Origin of the sequence: Streptomyces prunicolor (genome assembly GCF_045162825.1) — a bacterium.
Lineage (GTDB): Bacteria > Actinomycetota > Actinomycetes > Streptomycetales > Streptomycetaceae > Streptomyces > Streptomyces prunicolor.
In genome coordinates this window covers 3,704,673-3,724,433 of the sequence record NZ_CP108676.1, presented here as the reverse complement: position 1 = coordinate 3,724,433, position 19,761 = coordinate 3,704,673, and the positions used below count along the sequence as shown (strand labels likewise).

The window sequence follows — 19,761 nt, the reverse complement described above, 5'->3', positions numbered from 1 at the left end:
CGCTCACGAAGGTTCGCGAGATGCCTGCCGAAGTCGCTGCGGCCGCAGAGTCCGTGTTTCCGCAGCTCGAAGCCCTGCTCCCACAGGTGCAGAAGCCGATCCAGTACGTCGGCGGCGAGCTCAACTCCACGGTCAAGCCGTGGGAGTCGTGCGATGTCCGCTGGGCGCTGATGTACCCGGACGCGTACGAGGTCGGCCTGCCCAACCAGGGCGTCATGATCCTCTACGAGGTCCTGAACGAGCAGGAGGGCGTCCTCGCCGAGCGCACGTACAGCGTGTGGCCGGACCTGGAGGCGCTGATGCGGGAGCACAAGGTCCCGCAGTTCACGGTCGACAGCCACCGCCCGGTGGGCGCGTTCGACGTGTTCGGTCTCTCCTTCTCCACCGAACTCGGCTACACGAACATGCTCACGGCCCTGGACCTGGCGGGCATCCCGCTGGAGTCGAAGAGCCGGACGCTCGACGACCCGATCGTGCTGGCAGGCGGCCACGCGGCCTTCAACCCCGAGCCGATCGCGGACTTCATCGACGCGGTGATCATCGGCGACGGCGAACAGGCCGTCCTCGACATGACGAAGATCGTCCGAGCCTGGAAGGCGGAGGGCCGCCCCGGCGGCCGCGAGGAGGTCCTCTTCCGCCTGGCGAAGACGGGTTCGGTCTACATCCCGGCCTTCTACGACGTCGAGTACCTGCCGGACCACCGCATCGCGCGGGTCGTACCGAACAAGAGCGGTGTCCCGTGGCGGGTGAGCAAGCACACCGTCATGGACCTCGACGAATGGCCGTACCCCAAGCAGCCGTTGGTCCCGCTCGCCGAGACGGTCCACGAGCGCATGTCGGTCGAGATCTTCCGCGGCTGCACGCGCGGCTGCCGCTTCTGCCAGGCGGGCATGATCACCCGCCCGGTCCGTGAACGCTCGATCACGGGCATCGGCGAGATGGTCGAGAAGGGCCTCAAGGCGACGGGCTTCGAGGAGGTAGGCCTGCTGTCGCTGTCGTCGGCGGACCACTCGGAGATCGGCGAGATCGCGAAGGGCCTGGCGGACCGCTACACGGAGGACAAGGTCGGCCTGTCGCTGCCGTCGACCCGCGTGGACGCGTTCAACGTGGACCTGGCGAACGAGCTGACGAGGAACGGGCGTAGGTCCGGCCTGACGTTCGCGCCGGAGGGCGGCTCGGAACGCCTCCGCAAGGTCATCAACAAGATGGTGTCGGAGGAAGACCTCATCCGCACGGTCTCGACGGCGTACGGCAACGGCTGGCGCCAGGTGAAGCTGTACTTCATGTGCGGCCTCCCGACGGAGACCGACGAGGACGTTCTGCAGATCGCCGACATGGCGATGAAGGTGATCGCCGAGGGCCGCAAGGTCTCCGGCCAGAACGACATCCGCTGCACGGTCTCGATCGGCGGCTTCGTCCCCAAGCCGCACACCCCCTTCCAGTGGGCCCCGCAGCTCTCGGCGGCGGAGACGGACGCGCGTCTCGGGAAACTCCGCGACAAGATCCGCGCCGACAAGAAGTACGGCCGCTCGATCGGCTTCCGCTACCACGACGGCAAGCCCGGCATCGTCGAGGGCCTGCTGTCGCGCGGCGACCGCCGGATCGGCGCGGTCATCCGCGCGGTCTACGAGGACGGCGGCCGCTTCGACGGCTGGCGCGAGCACTTCTCCTACGACCGCTGGATGCGCTGCGCCGAGAAGACGCTGCCCGCGTTCGGCGTCGACGTCGACTGGTACACGACCCGCGAGAAGACGTACGAGGAGGTCCTGCCCTGGGACCACCTGGACTCGGGCCTGGACAAGGACTGGCTCTGGGAGGACTGGCAGGACTCCCTCGACGAGACGGAGGTCGAGGACTGCCGGTGGACACCGTGCTTCGACTGCGGGGTGTGTCCGCAGATGGACACGTCCATTCAAATCGGGCCTACGGGCAAGAAGTTGCTGCCGTTGACGGTGAAGCAGCCGGCGGGGAGTGGGCACACGCACTGACGTGAGTGAGGCGGTGGGGCGGATCGCCGCGCCGCCCCCTCCATGCGAGGATCCGAGCGCGTTCCATGGCGGTCACCTTTCGGTCGGTCATCTGGTTCCAGCCGAGGAACCCGGCTGACGCGCTGAGGATGCCGTCCAGGTAGGAGTCGAGGTCGGCGACGCTCTCCTGGTGGGAGGCGCCGAGGGTGGCTGAGACGACGCCGACCGTGTTGACGAACTCGCCGCGTGCTTCCTCGGCTTCGAGCGTCAACAGGTCGCTCTGCCAGGAGGCCACGCGCACCGGGCTCCAGAGCGCTTCCTGGAAGAGGGGGTGTTCGATGACGTCGGAGGGCAGATCGATGCCGAGGCCGTGTTGGGTGAACACGACCGGGCCCAGCATCATCCCGACCGCGTGGTGGCGGTCCTCCATGAAGGCCGGGTCCGGCGTGTTGCCGTAGGCCGCCATCCGCTGTTCGCTCTCGATCCAGTCCGTCTTCCAGCGGCTGTGGAGTCGGCGCAGCCGCGGAGGCAGTCCCAGGCCTTGTGTGTAGTCGCCGAGCAGGAAGGCGGCGAGCCTGTCGTGCGGGAATCCCAGGTGCGGGGTTCGTTCGCCGTTGGGGCAGAGATGGGCAGCTCGTTCACCGGGGTCTCCCGTCAGGCTGCAGAGCCTCGGTTTCCAGACGATGACGGCGTGCATTGCGCCGGTGCCATAGGCGTTTTCAGTGAGCTTCGATCAACTCAACGGCATCCCGCGCCAGTTGGTGCGCCTGGCCCGTCCGTCCGTCAGGGGGTGGCGCGCTGCGGGGCGGGCGGAGGAGGTGGCGGTATACGCGGGGATTTGATCTTGGACCAGCTCTCAGGGGTTACGTGGTAATGCTCCCCGTCGTCGGCGTCCATGCGTGAGTGGAAGTGCACGTACAGATGATCGTCTTCGAGACGGTAGGTGACGCCGCCCATCATGCCGAATACGGTGAAGGTGATCTCCATGGCTGGTGCTTCCGTCAGCGGCGCCAGCGGTGGCAACAGGTGCTCGGTCTCCTCGAAACAACTGCCGGTTCTCTCCCGTAGCAGCGAGTGGAAGCGGTGTTCCAGCATCTCGGGCGGGGACGGGAGTGGCCGTACCACGACCGGTTCCAGGAGCTCCAGCAGATGTGTATGCCCCTGCTTCCGTGCGACGTCCACGGCGCGCTGCCCGTCGCGGGTGCGCTGCGTGCGCCAGGCGCCGTGCGCGATCAGCCGGGAGACGACGGGGAAGTCCGCGCCGTGCCAGGCTGCCTGATGCAGTGGGGCGTAACCGGTGCGGATTCCGATCCGGGGGAGGTTGACCCGCGACGGATGCTTCCTCAACTCCTTGAACAGGCCACTCCAGTTGGCGTCCCTGGCCATGTCCGAGAGCCGGTCCCGCTCCTCCCGGTACCACGCGTTGGGCTCACGGTCGGTGAGGGCGTCCCATTCCATCCTGTTCCTGATCACCCGGACACGTTAGTCCACCCTTCGGAGACGGGCTGATCCTGGCCTGACAGGGCCCTGGGCGCATACGAACAGGGCTTTCTGAACAGCGCGTTGGTGTCGAATCACCGGGCGGCGGGAGGCTCTGGTGCAGCGGTCCTGCCGACTTCACGCCGGCAGACCGCATCTACGCGTTCTTCCGCTGCCGGCGCGACAACTCCCTGGTCAAGGCGGACACCGGCGACCGATCGGGCAGGGACCACGCCGTGCCGTGTACCTACCTCTTGACCGACACGGGCCCGGGGAGTGGGCGCGCGTACTGAGGTGAGTGTGGGCGAAGTGGCGGGTTTTCAGAGGGAGTTCGGGCCGTAGGCCGCGGCGATCTCCTTGGACCCCGACCACCTGCTGTAGGTGGGGGACTGGGGCCAGCCCTCGGGGGAGTCCTGCCATTCCTCCTGGCGGCCGTACGGCAGGAGGTCGATCAGGGCGAAGCTGTGGCTGAGTTGCTCGGTGCCTCGGCCGTTGGTGTGCCAGGTGCGGTAGACGGTGTCGCCGTCGCGCAGGAAGACGTTGACCGCGAATCCGCCGTCGGGCGGTGCGCCGGTGTCGGTGCCGAAGGAGCTGTTCGCGGTCGAGTACCAGGGCATCCGGTTGCCCACCCGGTGCTTGTACGCGAGGGCCTCGTCGATCGGGCCCTGGGTGACGATGACGAACCGTGCGTCGTAGTTGTCGAGGAACTCCAGGCGCGTGTACTGCGAGGTGAACCCGGTGCAGCCGGGGCACTGCCATTCCTTGCCGGCGAACCACATGTGGTTGTAAATGATCAACTGCCGCTTGCCGTCGAAGACTTCCGCCAGTCGGACGGGGCCGTCCTCGCCGTCGAGGGTGTAGTCGGGCATCTCGACCATCGGCAGCCGGCGACGCTCGGCGGCGATGGCGTCGAGTTCACGGGTCGCGGCCTTCTCGCGGGCGCGGAGGGATGCGAGCTGCGTCTCCCACGTTGCGGTGTCGACGACGGGGGGCAGTGCGTCGGCGGTCGTCATGGTTCCTCGTTCCTCACGGAGCTTGTGGGCGTGGCTGTGCCCTTGTGCGGGGGTAGACCCCGGCGGGCTCCGGAACTCATCGGTCGGTGTGCCCCGGGGGCCCGGAGGTCGGTCTGCGGACCTCCGGGCATCCCTGGCAAGGGGTCCGTCACACCCCGCCGTTGACGGCCCCCGGGGACGGCTGTCGCGTCACCTTGGTCCAGGGGATGGGTGCTCCCAGGCTGTCGTTGCAGTTCAGGGTGGCGTCGGGCCGGCTGCTGTTGACCGCCACGCAGGTGGTCTCCCAGACCTGACCCGTGGTCGTCATGACGTCGAACTTGATGGGCTCCCCGGAGTTGGAGCTGTGCCCGTTGACGGCGACTCCGCAGACGAAGCCGACGTTGCGTCCGTCGGTGTCCAGGCCGCCCGCCGGATAGTTGGCGTGGGTGCTGAGGTCGGTCCACAGGAAGGGATGGGTGCCGCTGCCCGTGAGGTCGTGGATGCCCGCGTAGGTGAGTCCGCCGGTGAGTGCGACCCGCAGCTCGAAGTTGTTCGAGTCCTGCTGGGCGTCGATGTCGGCGCAGGGCCCGGTCGCTCCGGTGGCTCCGGTCGCGCCCGTCGGGCCGGTGGGTCCGGTCTGGCCGTCCGTGCCCGTGGCGCCGGTCGGTCCGGTGGGCCCGGTGGGTCCGGTCGGGCCCGTCGGTCCGGTCGCACCCGTCACGCCCTGCCCGCCCTGGGTGCCCGTCGCGCCGGTGGGGCCCGTGGGTCCGGTGGGCCCCTTGGGACCGGTCGCGCCGGTGGCTCCCTTGTCGCCCTTCGGGCCCTTCGGGCCGGTCGGACCCGTCGGTCCCTTGCAGTCGCCCTTGCCGCCGCCCTCGGTCACCTGGGACTTGTGATGGTGGGCCGGTTTGCAGTGATCGCCGCCGTTGCCGGCGGCTGCCTTCGGCCGGTCGGTCACGCTCCGCGCCGCCGCGGTGGCCGGACCGGCCACGCCGGCCGCCAGGACCAGGGCGAGCGAGGCCACCATGCCCGCCTTCCTGAACCTGTCCCGGGCAAGTGGACCGAGGGGCGAGGACGTCGGGAACTCAGGGTTCATCTGTGTGCTCCTTGGGAGACCGGTCCGGGTGATGCCCCGAATCCGAGTGCGAACGCGAGCTTGGCCCGAGGTGGCTCGGGCGACCGGCGTAGCAGTACGGAACGCGCCCGTATGTCGTCATATCGGACTAACTGATGCGTTCTGATGGGGCATTTTTTACCTGCGATCACCCGTACGGCCTCGGCCACCGCTGTTCGGGGACTCTCGGCGCGGGCTTCCGCGTGGATGGACGGTCGCGGAGCGGACGCGTGCCACTGTGACGCGCGTGATTCCGACGGGACGTCAGCAGTCCGGGACGGGTGAGGCCGTGAAGCAGCAGACCCTCTGCCTGTGCATGATCGTCAAGAACGAGTCGCTCGTGATCGAGCGCTGTCTGGAGGCCGTCCGCCCACTCGTCGACTACTGGGTGATCTCCGACACCGGCTCGACGGACGGCACGCAGGACCTGATCCGCAAGGTGCTGGACGGCGTTCCCGGCGAACTCCACGAGGAACCCTGGGTCGACTTCGGGCACAACCGGACCCGGAACATCCAGCACGCCCGCGGCAAGGCCGACTACCTGCTCACTCTTGACGCCGACCACGTCATGCGCCAGGACGCCACGCTGCCCCGGCTGACGGCCGGCTCATACATGCTGCGCTACGACACCCCCGGCACCCAGCACCGGTTCAAGCACCTGATGCGGGGCGACTGGCCGTGGCGCTACGAGGGCGTGACGCACGAGTACCCGTGCACCGACGAGCCCGACACCCAGGAGAACCTGGACGCGCTCGTCATCGAGGACCAGGCCGACGGCGGATGCCGTAGCGACAAGTTCGAGCGCGACGCGCGTCTGCTGCGGCGCGAGTTGGAGCGCGACCCGGACAATCCGCGCACGGTCTTCTATCTCGCCAACACCGAACGCGACCTGGGGCACCCGCGGGAAGCCATCGCTCTCTACGAGCGGCGCGCTCGGATGGAGGGCTGGGGCGAGGAGGTCTACTGCTCCCTCCTTGAGGCCGGAATCCTGAGGGCGGAGCAGGCCGACGACTGGCCGGGGGCGATGGACGCGTTCTCCCGGGCCTGGGACGGGCGCCCCGAACGGCTGGAAGCCTGCTACGAGTTGGCGTCCCGCCTGCGGCTCGCGGGCCGCCACCGCACCGCGTACGCCCTTCTCCGTGACGTCGTCGGCAGGCCGGAGCCGGGTGACCTGCTCTTCACCAAGTCCTGGGTGTACCGATGGGGGCTCCTCTTCGAGTTCTCGATCACCGCGTACTGGGTGGGCGAGTTCGCGGCCTCGATCGAAGCGTGCGACCAGTTGCTGGCCCTGCCGGACCTGCCCGCCGCCATCCGCCGCCAGACCATGGCCAACCGGGAGTTCTCCGCCCCGCACGTCGCCGCGGTCCCCCGGCCGTCGGACCCCGTACGTAGACCGAAGGTCTCCCGGGCAGGCAAGGCGGCCAGGGGCAGGAAGAAGTAGCCGTACGCCGACGCGCTCGCCCTGAGGGTCAGTCCGACGTCAGCCACACACCGACCCCTGCCAACGTCCCCTCCCCGGAGTCCGATTCCACGTCGCGTGCCAGATCGGCGATCGTGACGGACCGTAGGGCGTCGCGGCGGGCCGACTCGGCGGTGGCCATCGTGCGGGCGATCGCGCATGGGGTGGTGCAGGCCTCGGGCGGGGTGGCCATCGGGCCGCGTTGGCGGATCTCCGTGCAGACGAAGGCCGGGTCGGGGCCGTCGATCGCCTCGACGACGTCGAGCACCGTGATCGTTGCCGGGGAGCGGGTCAGGACGTAGCCGCCCGACTTTCCCTGTACCGAACGGACCAGGCCGGAGCGGGAGAGGGCCTGGAGCTGTTTGGCGAGGTACGTCGGTGACACGTCGTGGAACCGGGCCAGGCGTGCGGCCGGGACCGGGGCCTGGGTCGAGGTCAGGACAACGCAGCAGTGCAGGGCCCACTCGACTCCGCCGGACATCTTCACTCACTCATTTTACTCAGACTCCGGTTGACTCGGATGTCTGTTGTCCGAGTATTATCTCGGATAAGAAGTGTCCGAGTTTTGGTTTCGGGGTGCCGCCGGTTTCGCTCGGCGGTACATATCGGACGTAAGTCATCTACGGAAGGCGTAGGCCATGAAGATCGCAGTCATCGGCGGTACCGGACTGATCGGGTCGCAGGTCGTGCGGAACCTGAACGTGGCCGGGCATCAGGCCGTGCCGCACTCGCAGTCCACCGGGGTGGACATCATCACCGGTGAGGGGCTGGAGGCGGCCGTCTCGGGCGCCGACGTCGTCGTCAACCTGACGAACTCACCGACCTTCGACGACGCCTCGATCGGCTTCTTCCAGACGTCGATGGACAACCTGCTCGCCGCGAGCGAGAAGGGCGGGGTCGGACACTTCGTCATCCTGTCCATCGTCGGCGTGGACCAGGTGCCGGGGCTCGACTACTACCGGGCGAAGGTCCTCCAGGAGGATCTCCTCAAGGGCGGGCCGGTCCCGTACTCCATCGTCCGCGCCACGCAGTTCATGGAGTTCATGGACGCGACCCTCGCCATGACCACTGACGGCGACACCGTCCGGCTGCCGCGTACGCCGATCCAGCCGATCGCCGCCGCCGAGGTCGCCGCCGTCGTCGCCGAAGTCGCCGCGGGCTCCCCGCTGAACGGCGTCCTCGACATCGGCGGCCCGGACGTCTACCCCCTCGACGAACTCGGCCGCCTCACCGTGACCGCCAAGGGCAGCGCCGACTCCGTGGTCACCGACGACGCCGCCGGCATGTTCGCCGTCGTCCCCGGCGACGTCCTCACCGCCCCGGACGGCGCCCGCATCACCGCCACCCACTACACGGACTGGCTCGCCGGGCGGTAACTCGCTTACGGCAGCGGTGCCTTCGGGTCTCCAGTCGCGTGCAGGGAACCCAGCCGAGCCAGCGACACGGCGTCCTCCGTGTCCGGCTCGGCCGTGCCGACCAGCAGGCACTGGCCGGGGGCGCTCTGTACGTCGAAGGTCTGGTACGTGAGCGTGAGGCGGCCCACGTCCGGGTGGTTGAAGGTCTTGGCCTGACGGCCGGGACGGCTGACGCTGTGGTGCTGCCACAGCGCGGCGAACTCCTCGCTCCCGTCGAGGAGTTCGGCGATCAGGGAGTTGAGCTCGCGGTCCTCCCGGTCGTGTCCCGTCGCCAGGCGCAAGGCCTCGGCCGAGCAGCGGGCCACGTGCTGCCAGTCGGCGAAGAGGTCCTGGGCCGCCGGGTCGAGGAAGAGCGTGCGGACCATCCTGCGGCGGTCGCCCAGGGGCGCCAGGAGCGCGTCGGCCAGGGGGTTCGACGCGAGGACCTCCAGGCGCCGGTTGATGATGTAGGCCGCCGCCGTCGGGAACGCGTGCATCAACTGGAGCAGCGCCGGGTCCACCGCGTCGGACGGCTCGGCGGGGACGGGCCTCGGGACCAGGCCTGCCAGCCGGTACGCGTGCCAGCGGGCGTCCGTGTCGAGGCGCAGGGCGCGGGCGATGGCGTCGACCACCTGGCCGGAGGGGCTGCGTTCGCGGCCCTGCTCCAGCCGGGCGTAGTAGTCGGCGCTGACCCCGGCCAGCACGGCGACCTCCTCCCGCCGCAGCCCGGCCACCCGGCGCGCCCCCGAACTGGGAAAACCCACCTCCGCCGGAGTCAGCCGGGAACGCCGCGCACGCAGGAAGTCACCGAGCGCGTAACCGTCCGTACCGTCCATTCCACAACCCTACGGCGCCCCCTCGCTTCCTAGGAGCCGCGCACCCAGGAAGCCCCGTCCTGCCCCATCGGACCGATCCCGCCGATGCTCGGAAGGCACGACACGAACGGCACGACACGAACGGCACGGTGGATCACCGCCGCGCGATCGGCTTCTCCGAAGGGCTCCTCATGACCGCCACCACCGTCCGGTCCACCTCCGGTACCGGCCCCCGCACCGCCAAGACCGTCCTGGTCACCGGCGCGAGCAGCGGTATCGGCGAGGCCACGGCCCGGTTGCTGGCCGGGGCGGGGCACCGGGTGATGCTCGGCGCCCGGCGCGCCGACCGTCTCGCCGCCCTGGCCAAGGAGATCCGCGCGGACGGGGGCACGGCCGACCACCGCGAGCTGGATGTGACGGACCTGGAGAGCGTGCGGGCCTTCGTCCGGGCCGCGCAGGAGTCGTACGGCCGTGTCGACGTGCTCGTCAACAACGCGGGGGTGATGCCCCTGGCGATGCTGGAGGCACTCAAGGTCGACGAGTGGAACCGCATGATCGACGTGAACATCCGCGGTGTGCTGCACGGCATCGCCGCGGTCCTGCCCGTGATGCGCGAGCAGGGCGCGGGGCACATCGTGAACGTCGCCTCCGTCGCCGGGCACCGGGTCGATCCCACCGCGGCCGTCTACTGCGCCACCAAGTACGCCGTCCGCGCCATCTCCGAAGGCCTGCGACAGGAGAGCCGCGACCTCCGCGTCACCGTGATCAGCCCCGGCTTCACCCGCACCGAACTGACCGACGGCATCGGCGACTTGGGGATGCGCGCGGTCGCCGAGGACATGATGGGCATCGCGATCCCGGCCACGGCGATCGGCGAGGCGATCGTCTACGCCGTCAACCAGCCCGCGGACGTCGATGTCAACGAGATCGTCATCAGGCCGACGGCTCAGGGCTGAACTCCCGGCCGGGCTAGGGCAGTTGGCTGCGGGTCGGCGAAGCCGAGACCGAAGCCGAAGCCGAGGCCGAAGTCGAAGGCGACGCTGGTGGGTAACTCGGGTGCAGCGAAGCGGAGAGCGGGGCCAGCCCGGCGCACAACGATGCGGGGAACGCGGGCTCCGCGCGCTGGACAACCTTGCAGCCGCCGGCCGCGCTTGAGGTGATCGGTGCCCAACCGGCGGGCTTCGCCCGGAAGAACCAGCGGTCGCCCAGCCGGGAGGCGCAGCCGGCCGGGGACGCGGTCGTGTCGCCGCAGACCGGGCCCGTACGCCAGGAGAAGTCGAGGACCAGCCACTTGCCGTCGCAGTGTTCCGCGTCGCGGTAGGTGTGCGCGGGGACGTCGGCGGCGATCTCCGCCTGTTCGTAGGAGGCGGTGGTGCAGCCGGTGGCCGGCGGGTGGCAGCCGAGTTCCCCGCACAGCCGCAGCGCGGGCAACTTGGCGCCGTCGGTGGTGAATTGGTTGTCGTAGTCGACGACCAGTCTCTGCTTGCCCAAGGGTGCGGGCAGCCGGACTCGCGTCGAGGCCGTACGTTCCCCGGTGCAGCCGGAGCGCCTGTCATCCGATGGGGAGGAGAAGGTGATCTGGACCCACACGGTGTTGTTCTCGGAGGCGGTGACCGCGGCCTTGAGCGCCCGTATGCACGGCTGCTTGCCGTCGGGCACTCGGACGCTCACGGTCAACGTGCGCTGGTCGTCGGCCAGTTGGGCCCCCGTGACCCTGGAGGGCGACGCCAGGGTCCAGGGGAGCGACCCGGTCGGCGTCGCTCCGTCCATGCCGCCCGCGAGCTGCGTCCCGCAGGCGCTGAGAAGCAGTACGGCGGCTATGGCGCAGAGGGCGGCCAGCACTGCCGCCCCGCGTGTTCTGACTGGTCCCACGAACGCTCAATCCCCCCGGATCGCACCGACGTCGACTCCGGACCGTCAAGCACGGACGTCACGTACAGGCCTCAAGTACGCCCACCAATATAGGGAGTTCAGTTATAGGGAGTTCAGCGCGCGGCCACCCAGTCCGCCACCGTCGTCACCTCCGCCTGCATCGGGAACACCTTCTCCGTGAGGACGCGGTGGACCTCCGGGTCGTTGTCGAGGCAGCCGTCGGACAGGACGGTGAGGGTGAAGTCCAGGTCGGCGGCCTGGCGGAGAGTGGACAGGACGACGCCGCTCGTGGCGATGCCGGTCAGGGTCAGGTGGTCGATGTCGTTCGCCCGCAGGACCATGTCGAGGTCGCTGCCCGCGAACGCGCTCACCCGGCGTTTGGTGACGACGATGTCGCCGGGGCCGGGGGCCATGTCCGGGTGAATGTCGTTGGCCTGGATCGCGGCGGCCGAGGCGAGAGCGCCCGCGAGCCTGCCGAACAGCTTGTTGCGGGGGCTGATCTCCGGGGCGCCGGGGCGGAATCCGACGGTCACGTAGATCACCCGGACTCCGTTCGCGCGGGCCGTGTCGATCGCCTTGCGCAGGCGCGGCAGATAGGCCGGGTCGGGGTAACGGTCCACGATCATGCGCTGGACGTCCATGACGAGGAGGGCTTGCTCGGACACGCCGGTCCTTCCGCGAGCTGAGTGCTCGGTCACTAAGTCATCAGGTGATTACTTGCCTAACGTAACCATGCCCTGTAGTCATGTCAACGAGCGATGACTTGAGCTGGTCGAGGGTGCTGGAGGGAGGCCGCCGGTGGCGATGGGTGAGATGCGTGACGAGGCTGAGACGCGTGACGAGGGTGAGACGCGTGACGAGGGTGAGGCGAGCGACGAGGGTGAGGCGAGCGAGGGCGACGGGCGCCGTCGGCGGGACGCGGCGGCGACCCGGCAGGCGCTCCTGGAGGCCGCGAGCAGTCGCTTCACCCGACTCGGGTACGACCGCACGACGTTGCGGGACGTCGCCGCCGACGTCGGGGTCAACCTGGCGCTCATCAAACGGTACTTCGACTCGAAGGAAGGGCTGTTCAAGGCAGCCCTCGCCTCAACTCCCCGCTTTCTGGGCCGGGATGAGGAGTTCCCTTCGGACCGGGCCGGTCTCGCCGAGGCGCTCAGTCACCAACTGTCCGCCGGTGCCTGGCCGGAGTTCGGTGAACACCCCGTGCTGATGCTGCTGCGCGGCTCCGGTGACGAACGCGTGGACGCCCTGCGCCGCAAGGCCCTGGACGAGTTCAGCCGCCAGATCCTCGAAGCGTCCGGCGAGGGCCCGGCGGGGGAGGACGACGAACGCCTGCTGCGCGCGGAACTGCTCGTCGCCCTCGGCGTGGGCGTCGCCGTCGTACGCTCCGCCGTGGGCCTGCGCCCCCTCCGTGACGCGACCGCCGCCCAACTGGCCGCGCCCTTGCGGGAGATCGTCGACGCGCTCCTGTCGCCCCCTGCCGACGACCGCTGAACTGCCGCACAACGCACGGGTGGACAACATCACGATCCGCCCCGCCGAGCCGGCCGTGGTCCAGCGGGTGCCGACTCCGACCGCCCTGCGGCGATCTGCAGTGCGTGTGCGTGATCCCCGGCGAGCGCGACGGCGGTGTCGGCGGACGGCTGGTGGAAGCGGTGCCGGCGCGCGCCCAGGACCTCGGGCTCGAACGCGGCACCGTCCACTCCTCACCCCGGGCGATCCCCGCCTACGCCCGACGCGGCTTCGCCTCCTCGCCCCGGCTGCTGCACACCCGCGTCCGCCCCGGCGACCCCTACCCTTGACCGATGCCTGAACTGATCCCGCCCGACGCCCGGTTCCGGGTCTCCTTCCTGGACGCCGTGCACGAGCACATCGTCGAGGACGACTTCTTCGGCGGCACCCTCGCGCGTGAACTCCGGGAGCACGGCGGCACCTGGAACCGGCCGACCGGGTTCGCGCGGTACGTGGAGGCGGTGCGCGAGGAGGAGTTGGAGGACGGCCGACGCCCCGAGGGCTTCGTGCCGAGCACCTGGTACTGGTACGTCGACGGCGACACCTACCTCGGCCGGATCCAGATACGGCACCGCCTCACCCAGTGGCTCCTCGACTACGGCGGCCACATCGGCTACGGCGTCCGGCCCGCCCACCGTCGCCGCGGGCACGCGACCGCGATGCTCCGTGACGTCCTGCCGTACGCTCGTGAACTCGGCCTGGATCCGGTCCTCGTGACCTGTGACGCCACCAACATCGCGTCCCGCAAGGTGATCGAGTCCGGCGGCGGGAAGTTCGAGGACGAGCGGGACGGGAAATTGCGGTACTGGATCCGGACCCGGACGGGGAGCTGAGGCGTCTTGCCCGGTATGGACGCCCCCAGGAAATTCGAGAAGCCGCCCGCGCGGCCGTCGCCGCAGCCGCCCGAGGGATGTCTCGCCGTCGCGATCCGCGTCCCGGTGCGGATCGTCGTGCTCGTGCTGGTCGTGCCGGTCCGGTTGGTGTGGGACGGGCTGGTGGTCGGCGGACGGTTCCTGTACCGGACGGTGCTGCGGCCGGTGGGGCGCGCGGTGTTCGTGTGGCCGTGGGTGGCGCTGTGGCGGTACGGCGTCGTGCCGCTCGCCAAGGCGCTCGCATGGCTCACCCACCTTCTTGTCCTTGTGCCGCTCGTCTGGTTGTACCGGTATCTGCTCACCCCGCTCGGGCACGGCCTCGCCTGGAGCGCCCGGCGGATCGGGAGCGGGCTGGCGTGGGTCTACACGCGCGTGCTCACTCCCGTCGGGCACGCGTGCGCGTGGGTCGCGGGTGGGGTGGCGGCAGGTGTGGCGTGGGTCGTCGGCGGGCTGGCCGCCGGTGTGGCCTGGCTCGGGCGGTATCTGCTCGTCCTGCCCGCCGGGTGGCTGTACGCCTGGATCCTCACGCCGATCGGGCACGCGGTCGCCTGGTGCGGGCGGGGACTCCTGTGGCTGCTGAGCGTGATCGGCACGGGGATCGGTGTCGCCCTGTACTGGGCGGCCCGGATTCTGCTCGTGCTGCCCGCCGTCGCCCTGTGGCGCTGGGTGCTGACACCGGTCGGGCGGGTGCTCGTCGTCGTCGGGCGGGAGGTCCGGGATGCCCTCGGGCACGCCTGGCGGATCGCCGGGCACATCTCGCTCGCCGTGGGGCGGGCACTCGGGACCCTCTTCCGGTGGATCTTCGTGGAGCCGGTGAGCTGGGTGTACCGGACCGTGCTCACCCCGGTCGGACACGTCGTACGGGACCTGGTGCTGCGGCCCGTCGCCGAGGCCGCGCGCGCTGTGGGGAGGGTCACCCGGCAGGTGCTGACCGCCGCGCGCGAGTCCGCCCGGCAGGCCCGTGCCGACTTCCGGCGGATGGTTTTCGGCGAGCCCCGGCAGCCGGAGCCGGTGGAGCTGCGGGAACCGATGGGCGACGAGACACGTACTCTTGGTAGAAGTACGACCGTTCTCACGAAGGACTAGGACACTGGGCAAGCGACAGCCCGAAGGCCCGCCGCCCGCACCCGCGGTGCAGCGCATCCGACTGCGCTACACCAAGCGCGGCCGCCTCCGGTTCACCAGCCACCGTGACTTCCAGCGCGCCTTCGAGCGTGCGCTGCGCCGCGCCGAGGTGCCGATGGCGTACTCGGCGGGGTTCACGCCGCATCCGAAGGTGTCGTACGCCAATGCCGCACCCACCGGCACGGGCAGTGAGGCGGAATACCTGGAGATCGCGCTCACTGCCGAGCGCGACCCCGACAAGCTGCGCGAGCTGCTCGACGAGTCGATGCCCGTCGGGCTCGACATCATCGACGCGGTCGAGGCCCGGACCTCCGGGCTCGCCGACCGGCTCACGGCTTCCGTGTGGGAGCTGCGGCTGGACGGAGTGGCGCCCGAGGACGCCGAGCGCGCGGTGGCCGCGTTCAACGCGGCCGAGAGCGTCGAGGTCCAGCGCATGGCCAAGAACGGCATGCGGACGTTCGACGCCCGCCCCGCCGTAGCGCATCTCGAGACGATCAGTCCACAGGCTGATAGGCCTACCGACCAGGCCTGTGCGATACTGCGGCTGGTTGTTCGGCACGTGACGCCTGCCGTTCGACCCGACGACGTCCTGTCCGGTCTTCGCGCCGTGGCCGACCTGGCGCCGCCGGTCGCCGCAGCGGTGACCAGGCTGGCGCAGGGGCTGTTCGATGAAGAGACCGGCACGGTGACCGACCCGCTCGCGCCCGACCGCGAGGCAGCAGTGACCGGAAATACCACGGTCGCCGAAGCTGCCGCCGCGAAGGCGCCGGCGTAGGGAAGGTTCCGCGTAGGGACCGATGTCGTAGCGCCGCCCTCGGACTCGGGAGCCACCTGGGTCGGGCAGCGTACCGACCACAAGACTTTCGCCAGGCCGTCCGCATCTGGGCGTACGGAACCGGCGAGACAGGACACAGAGAGCTCCCGTGCGGCGCCCGCGCCCCGGACGGCGGCACCGCGCAACGCGCGAGCCGCGGACGTCACCGGCATCCCTGCCGGACCAGGCGCGGCGCCCGGGAGCCTGACGGGAGAAACGCCCGCATGCTCGAACCGACCGAACCCGCAGAGGGTTCCGAACTCAACACCCCGAGCGACACGCTGCCGCCGCGCCGTAGGCGCCGCGCCGCGTCTCGACCCGCGGGACCGCCGGCCGCCCCCGAGGGCGCCGTCGAGAACAGCGCTCCGGCCATACCGGCCGAGGCCGGCGAAGCAGAAGAGAAGAGCGGGGCCGACGAGAGCGTCGAGGCGCCCGGTGCCGTAGCAACACCTGTGGCGGAAGAGGCCGCGCCCGCCGGGCGTACGCGTCGGCGTGCCACTCGGCGGGTGTCCGCGCCCGCCGGTGCGCCCGAGGCGAGTGAGGTGTCCGAGGCGGCCGAGATCGTGGTGCCGGCCGTTGCCGCCACCGCGCCTGCCGCCGTCGAGGAGACCGCGCCGCCCGTGGAGTCCGACGGGGATGCCGCTCCGCCGCGTACCCGCCGTCGCGCCACGCGCCGGGTGACCGCGCCCGAGACCGTTGCCCCGGCCGCCGTGCCCGAGCCGGTGGAGGCGCCCGAGGCCGCGCCCGTCGTCGCCGAGGTGCCCGCCGTCGTAGCAGCCGTCGTGGCGGAAGAGGCTGCTGCGCCCGCTGGGCGTACGCGTCGGCGTGCCACTCGGCGGGTGTCCGCACCCGCCGGTGCCCCCGAGGCGAGTGAAGCGCCCGAGGCCGCCGAGAGTGTTGAAGCCACCGCAGTGACCTCAGTGACCGAAGAAGTGACCGAAGGTTCCGCGGCTGCCGTGTCCGATGAGGACGCCGGGCCGCGCCGGAGCCGTCGTCGCGCCACGCGCCGTGTGTCCGCGCCTGCCGGGACGCCCGTGGGCGAGGAGGCCCCTGTGAACGACGAGACCCCCGCGGACACCGCGGAGACGAACACCGCTGCCGAGGTTCCCGCCGAGGACTCGGGGCCGCGACGTCGGCGCCGGTCCGTGCGGACCGCTGCCGGTGGGTTCTCCGCGCCCGCGCCCAAGAACGGGAACAGCGTGGAAGAAGAAGACGGACCGCGTCGGCCGCGGCGGCCCGCTGTCGCCGTGTTCCAGGCGCCCGTCTTCACCGAGCCGATGTTCCAGACCCCGGAGCGCGCCGCGGCTGCCGCTGCCGCCGAGGCCGTGGAGGACGACGAGGAAGAAGTCGTCGTCGCCGAGCCCGTGGCCGTCGAGGTTGTCGAGGAAGAGACCGGCGGGCGCCGTCGGCGTCGTCGCCGGGGTGCCGCCTTCGAGGCCGAGCCCGAGGCGCCCGCCGTCGTCGAGGCCGTCGTGGTCGAGGAGGAGCCCGAAGAGGCCGACGAGGCCGAGGACTCCGCCGACGGTGACGAGGCCGAGGAGACCGGTTCGCGCCGCCGCCGTCGCCGTGGTGGCCGGCGTCGTCGCCGTGGCGAGTCCGCGACCGGTGAGGACGAGGGCGAGGACGGCGAGGAGTACGCCGCCGAGCAGGTCGCCCAGGATGCCGAGGACACCGCCGAGCAGGTCGAGGAGGACGCCGAGGAGGCGGACGACGACCAGGGTGGTTCCGGGTCGAGCAGCAGCCGTCGCCGGCGCCGTCGGCGTCGTCGCGCCGGTGACTCGGGCGGCGAGAGCGAGACGCCCGCGTCGACCGACGACCCCGAGCGCACCGTCGTCAAGGTCCGCGAGCCGCGCGCCAAGAAGGACGAGCACCCCAGCGACGAGGTGCAGTCCATCAAGGGCTCGACGCGCCTCGAAGCCAAGAAGCAGCGCCGCCGTGAAGGCCGCGAGCAGGGCCGTCGACGCGTCCCGATCATCACCGAGGCCGAGTTCCTGGCCCGCCGTGAGGCCGTCGAGCGTGTGATGGTCGTCCGGCAGAGCGGTGAGCGCACGCAGATCGGCGTCCTGGAGGACGGCGTGCTCGTCGAGCACTACGTCAACAAGGAGCAGTCGACCTCGTACGTCGGCAACGTCTACCTGGGCAAGGTCCAGAACGTGCTGCCCTCCATGGAGGCCGCGTTCATCGACATCGGCAAGGGGCGCAACGCCGTCCTGTACGCCGGTGAGGTCAACTTCGAGGCGCTCGGCATGGCCAACGGGCCGCGCCGCATCGAGTCCGCCCTGAAGTCCGGCCAGTCGGTCCTCGTGCAGGTCACCAAGGACCCGATCGGGCACAAGGGCGCGCGTCTGACCAGCCAGGTCTCCCTCCCCGGGCGCTACCTCGTGTACGTCCCCGAGGGCTCCATGACCGGCATCAGCCGCAAGCTGCCCGACACCGAGCGGGCCCGGCTGAAGACCATCCTCAAGAAGATCGTCCCCGAGGATGCGGGCGTCATCGTGCGCACCGCGGCCGAGGGCGCGAGCGAGGACGAGCTGAGCCGTGACGTCGAGCGGCTTCAGGCGCAGTGGGAGGACATCCAGAAGAAGGCGAAGGGCGGCGGCGGTTCGAACGCGCCGACCCTGCTGTACGGCGAGCCGGACATGACCGTCCGCGTCGTGCGCGACATCTTCAACGAGGACTTCACCAAGGTCATCGTCAGCGGTGACGAGGCGTGGGACACCATCCACGGCTACGTCTCGCACGTCGCCCCCGACCTCGCCGACCGGCTGTCCCGGTGGACCTCCGAGGTCGACGTCTTCGCGACGTACCGCATCGACGAGCAGCTGATGAAGGCGCTGGACCGCAAGGTCTGGCTGCCGAGCGGCGGTTCGCTGGTCATCGACAAGACCGAAGCGATGATCGTGATCGACGTCAACACCGGCAAGTTCACCGGTCAGGGCGGCAACCTCGAAGAGACCGTGACCAGGAACAACCTGGAGGCGGCCGAGGAGATCGTGCGCCAGCTGCGGCTGCGCGACCTGGGCGGCATCGTCGTCATCGACTTCATCGACATGGTCCTGGAGTCCAACCGGGACCTCGTCCTGCGGCGGCTCCTGGAGTGCCTGGGCCGCGACCGTACGAAGCACCAGGTCGCCGAGGTCACCTCGCTGGGCCTGGTCCAGATGACCCGAAAGCGCGTCGGACAGGGCCTGTTGGAGTCCTTCTCCGAGACCTGCGTCCACTGCAACGGCCGCGGTGTCATCGTGCACATGGAGCAGCCGACCTCGGTCGGTGGCGGCGGCAAGCGCAAGCGGCGCGGGCGCGGTGGTGACGGGAACGGGCAGGACGTCCACGACACGCACGAGCACGACCACGATGTGGCCGACGACGAGGTCGAGACCGAGGCGGAGGTCGCCGCCGAGGTCGCCATGCCGGTGCCGTTCGCGGAGACCGAGTTCAGGCCCGACGAGGACCTGTACAGCAGCGCCGCCGAGGCGGAGGCCGCGGCCACCCGGGGTGGGCGTTCGCGGCGCCGGACGAGTCGGCGGGCGTCGGCTCCGGCCGGTGCGCCGAGGGCCGAGGCGCGTGAGGCGCGGCAGTCGCGTGAGGTCCGCGAGGAGGCCGAGCCGGCCGCTGTCGCGCAGGCCGCGCCCGTCGCCGTGGAAGACCCGGTCGTCGAGGCTCCGGTCGCTGTCGAGGCGCCTGCGGCCGTCGAGGCTCCGGTGGTCGACGACGCCGCGCCCAAGGGGCGTACGCGCCGTCGTGCGACCCGTAAGGCGACCGCGCCCGCCGGTTCGCCGGCCGGGTCCGAGGAGGCCGCCGTCGTGACGGTCACCGAAGCCGCCGCGCCGGTCGTCGTCGAGACGCCCGCGCCCGTCGAGCAGGCCGAGGTGCCCGCCGAGAGTGCGGCTCCGGCCCGCCCGCGGCGTCGTGCCGTGCGCAAGGCCACCGCGCCGACCGCGTCCGAGGAGGCGGCCGTCACGGTCGTACCGTCGGCCGTGGTGGAGGAGGCCCCGGTCGCCGAGGCAGCAGCCGTAGCGGCTGATGTTGAGGGCGAGGCTCCGGCCAAGAAGACGGCCGCTCGTAAGGCGGCCAAGAAGGCGCCGGCGAAGAAGGTGGCCGCCAAGAAGACGGCGGCGACCAAGACCGCGGCCAAGAAGACGGCCGCGAAGAAGACGACGGCCAAGAAGGCCGCCAAGACCACGTCGAAGAAGACCGCGGCGGCGGAGCAGACGAGCCCGTCCTCCGTCACCGCCTCCACCGACGAGGGCTGAACCCCGGGCGGGTGCGGCTGGTCCATGTGACCAGTCGCACTCCCCACCGGGCCCGGTTTGACCCGTTCGGCTGCGGCCCCGTAACCTTGACTG

At 70.6% G+C, this 19,761-nt stretch carries 18 protein-coding genes; 10 read left to right on the top strand and 8 right to left on the bottom strand.

From position 1 onward, the window contains the following. Positions 1–20: 20 nt before the first annotated feature. Positions 21–1,988: a TIGR03960 family B12-binding radical SAM protein gene (locus tag OG588_RS16670; RefSeq protein WP_405947982.1), complete on the top strand. Its 1,968-nt coding sequence runs from the start codon at positions 21–23 to the stop codon at positions 1,986–1,988. On the opposite strand, the gene OG588_RS16665 is transcribed toward OG588_RS16670, so the two are convergent. The 4 genes from OG588_RS16665 to OG588_RS16650 all read right to left on the bottom strand — a co-directional run bounded on the left by OG588_RS16665 (position 1,924) and on the right by OG588_RS16650 (position 5,534). After that, entirely contained in the window at positions 1,924–2,664 is a 741-nt protein-coding gene (locus tag OG588_RS16665; RefSeq protein ID WP_405947981.1) for a terpene synthase family protein, read from the bottom strand. The genes OG588_RS16670 and OG588_RS16665 overlap by 65 nt on opposite strands. Before the next feature lie 86 nt (positions 2,665–2,750). Further along, positions 2,751–3,440, bottom strand: coding sequence for an ankyrin repeat domain-containing protein (locus OG588_RS16660; RefSeq protein ID WP_405947980.1), 690 nt, complete (start codon positions 3,438–3,440; stop codon positions 2,751–2,753). 326 nt (positions 3,441–3,766) lie between these two features. Continuing rightward, on the bottom strand, positions 3,767–4,459 hold the full coding sequence (locus tag OG588_RS16655) for a DUF899 domain-containing protein (protein WP_405947979.1): 693 nt from the start codon (positions 4,457–4,459) through the stop codon (positions 3,767–3,769). A 148-nt stretch (positions 4,460–4,607) separates the two neighbouring features. Then, positions 4,608–5,534 carry a hypothetical protein gene (locus tag OG588_RS16650; RefSeq protein ID WP_405947978.1) on the bottom strand — a complete coding sequence of 309 codons (927 nt, stop codon included), beginning with the start codon at positions 5,532–5,534 and terminating at the stop codon, positions 4,608–4,610. 307 nt (positions 5,535–5,841) lie between these two features. Here OG588_RS16650 and OG588_RS16645 point away from each other — a divergent pair, with 307 nt between their 5' ends. Next, on the top strand, positions 5,842–6,993 hold the full coding sequence (locus OG588_RS16645) for a glycosyltransferase (protein WP_405947977.1): 1,152 nt from the start codon (positions 5,842–5,844) through the stop codon (positions 6,991–6,993). A gap of 28 nt (positions 6,994–7,021) precedes the next feature. Here the strand turns inward: OG588_RS16645 and OG588_RS16640 are convergent, their stop codons facing one another. Continuing rightward, a complete protein-coding gene (locus OG588_RS16640; protein WP_405953140.1) occupies positions 7,022–7,492 on the bottom strand; it encodes an RrF2 family transcriptional regulator in 471 nt (156 codons plus the stop codon). A gap of 157 nt (positions 7,493–7,649) precedes the next feature. Between OG588_RS16640 and OG588_RS16635 the strand changes: the two genes are divergently transcribed. Beyond that, on the top strand, positions 7,650–8,387 hold the full coding sequence (locus OG588_RS16635; protein WP_405947976.1) for an SDR family oxidoreductase: 738 nt from the start codon (positions 7,650–7,652) through the stop codon (positions 8,385–8,387). Between the two features lie 5 nt (positions 8,388–8,392). On the opposite strand, the gene OG588_RS16630 is transcribed toward OG588_RS16635, so the two are convergent. Next, a complete protein-coding gene (locus OG588_RS16630; protein WP_405947975.1) occupies positions 8,393–9,241 on the bottom strand; it encodes a helix-turn-helix domain-containing protein in 849 nt (282 codons plus the stop codon). 170 nt (positions 9,242–9,411) lie between these two features. Between OG588_RS16630 and OG588_RS16625 the strand changes: the two genes are divergently transcribed. Further along, the gene (locus tag OG588_RS16625; RefSeq protein ID WP_405947974.1) at positions 9,412–10,176 is read left to right on the top strand and encodes an SDR family oxidoreductase; all 765 of its coding nucleotides are present in this window, start codon (positions 9,412–9,414) and stop codon (positions 10,174–10,176) included. Between the two features lie 13 nt (positions 10,177–10,189). Here the strand turns inward: OG588_RS16625 and OG588_RS16620 are convergent, their stop codons facing one another. Together OG588_RS16620 and OG588_RS16615 are read right to left on the bottom strand one after the other, a co-directional pair. Further along, on the bottom strand, positions 10,190–11,062 hold the full coding sequence (locus tag OG588_RS16620) for a hypothetical protein (RefSeq protein WP_405953139.1): 873 nt from the start codon (positions 11,060–11,062) through the stop codon (positions 10,190–10,192). A gap of 143 nt (positions 11,063–11,205) precedes the next feature. After that, entirely contained in the window at positions 11,206–11,757 is a 552-nt protein-coding gene (locus tag OG588_RS16615; protein WP_405947973.1) for a cysteine hydrolase family protein, read from the bottom strand. Between the two features lie 139 nt (positions 11,758–11,896). Here OG588_RS16615 and OG588_RS16610 point away from each other — a divergent pair, with 139 nt between their 5' ends. From OG588_RS16610 to OG588_RS16585, 6 genes are all read left to right on the top strand, one after another. After that, on the top strand, positions 11,897–12,586 hold the full coding sequence (locus tag OG588_RS16610) for a TetR/AcrR family transcriptional regulator (protein WP_405947972.1): 690 nt from the start codon (positions 11,897–11,899) through the stop codon (positions 12,584–12,586). A gap of 110 nt (positions 12,587–12,696) precedes the next feature. Beyond that, a complete protein-coding gene (locus tag OG588_RS16605; RefSeq protein WP_405947971.1) occupies positions 12,697–12,894 on the top strand; it encodes a GNAT family N-acetyltransferase in 198 nt (65 codons plus the stop codon). 3 nt (positions 12,895–12,897) lie between these two features. Continuing rightward, positions 12,898–13,437, top strand: coding sequence for a GNAT family N-acetyltransferase (locus OG588_RS16600; protein WP_405947970.1), 540 nt, complete (start codon positions 12,898–12,900; stop codon positions 13,435–13,437). Positions 13,438–13,452: 15 nt separating this feature from the next. Next, positions 13,453–14,562 (top strand): hypothetical protein, encoded by a 1,110-nt coding sequence (locus OG588_RS16595; RefSeq protein WP_405953138.1) that lies wholly within the window; start codon positions 13,453–13,455, stop codon positions 14,560–14,562. A gap of 46 nt (positions 14,563–14,608) precedes the next feature. After that, positions 14,609–15,376 (top strand): TIGR03936 family radical SAM-associated protein, encoded by a 768-nt coding sequence (locus OG588_RS16590; protein WP_405947969.1) that lies wholly within the window; start codon positions 14,609–14,611, stop codon positions 15,374–15,376. A 263-nt stretch (positions 15,377–15,639) separates the two neighbouring features. Further along, a complete protein-coding gene (locus tag OG588_RS16585; protein ID WP_405947968.1) occupies positions 15,640–19,668 on the top strand; it encodes a ribonuclease E/G in 4,029 nt (1,342 codons plus the stop codon). Positions 19,669–19,761: the final 93 nt, after the last annotated feature.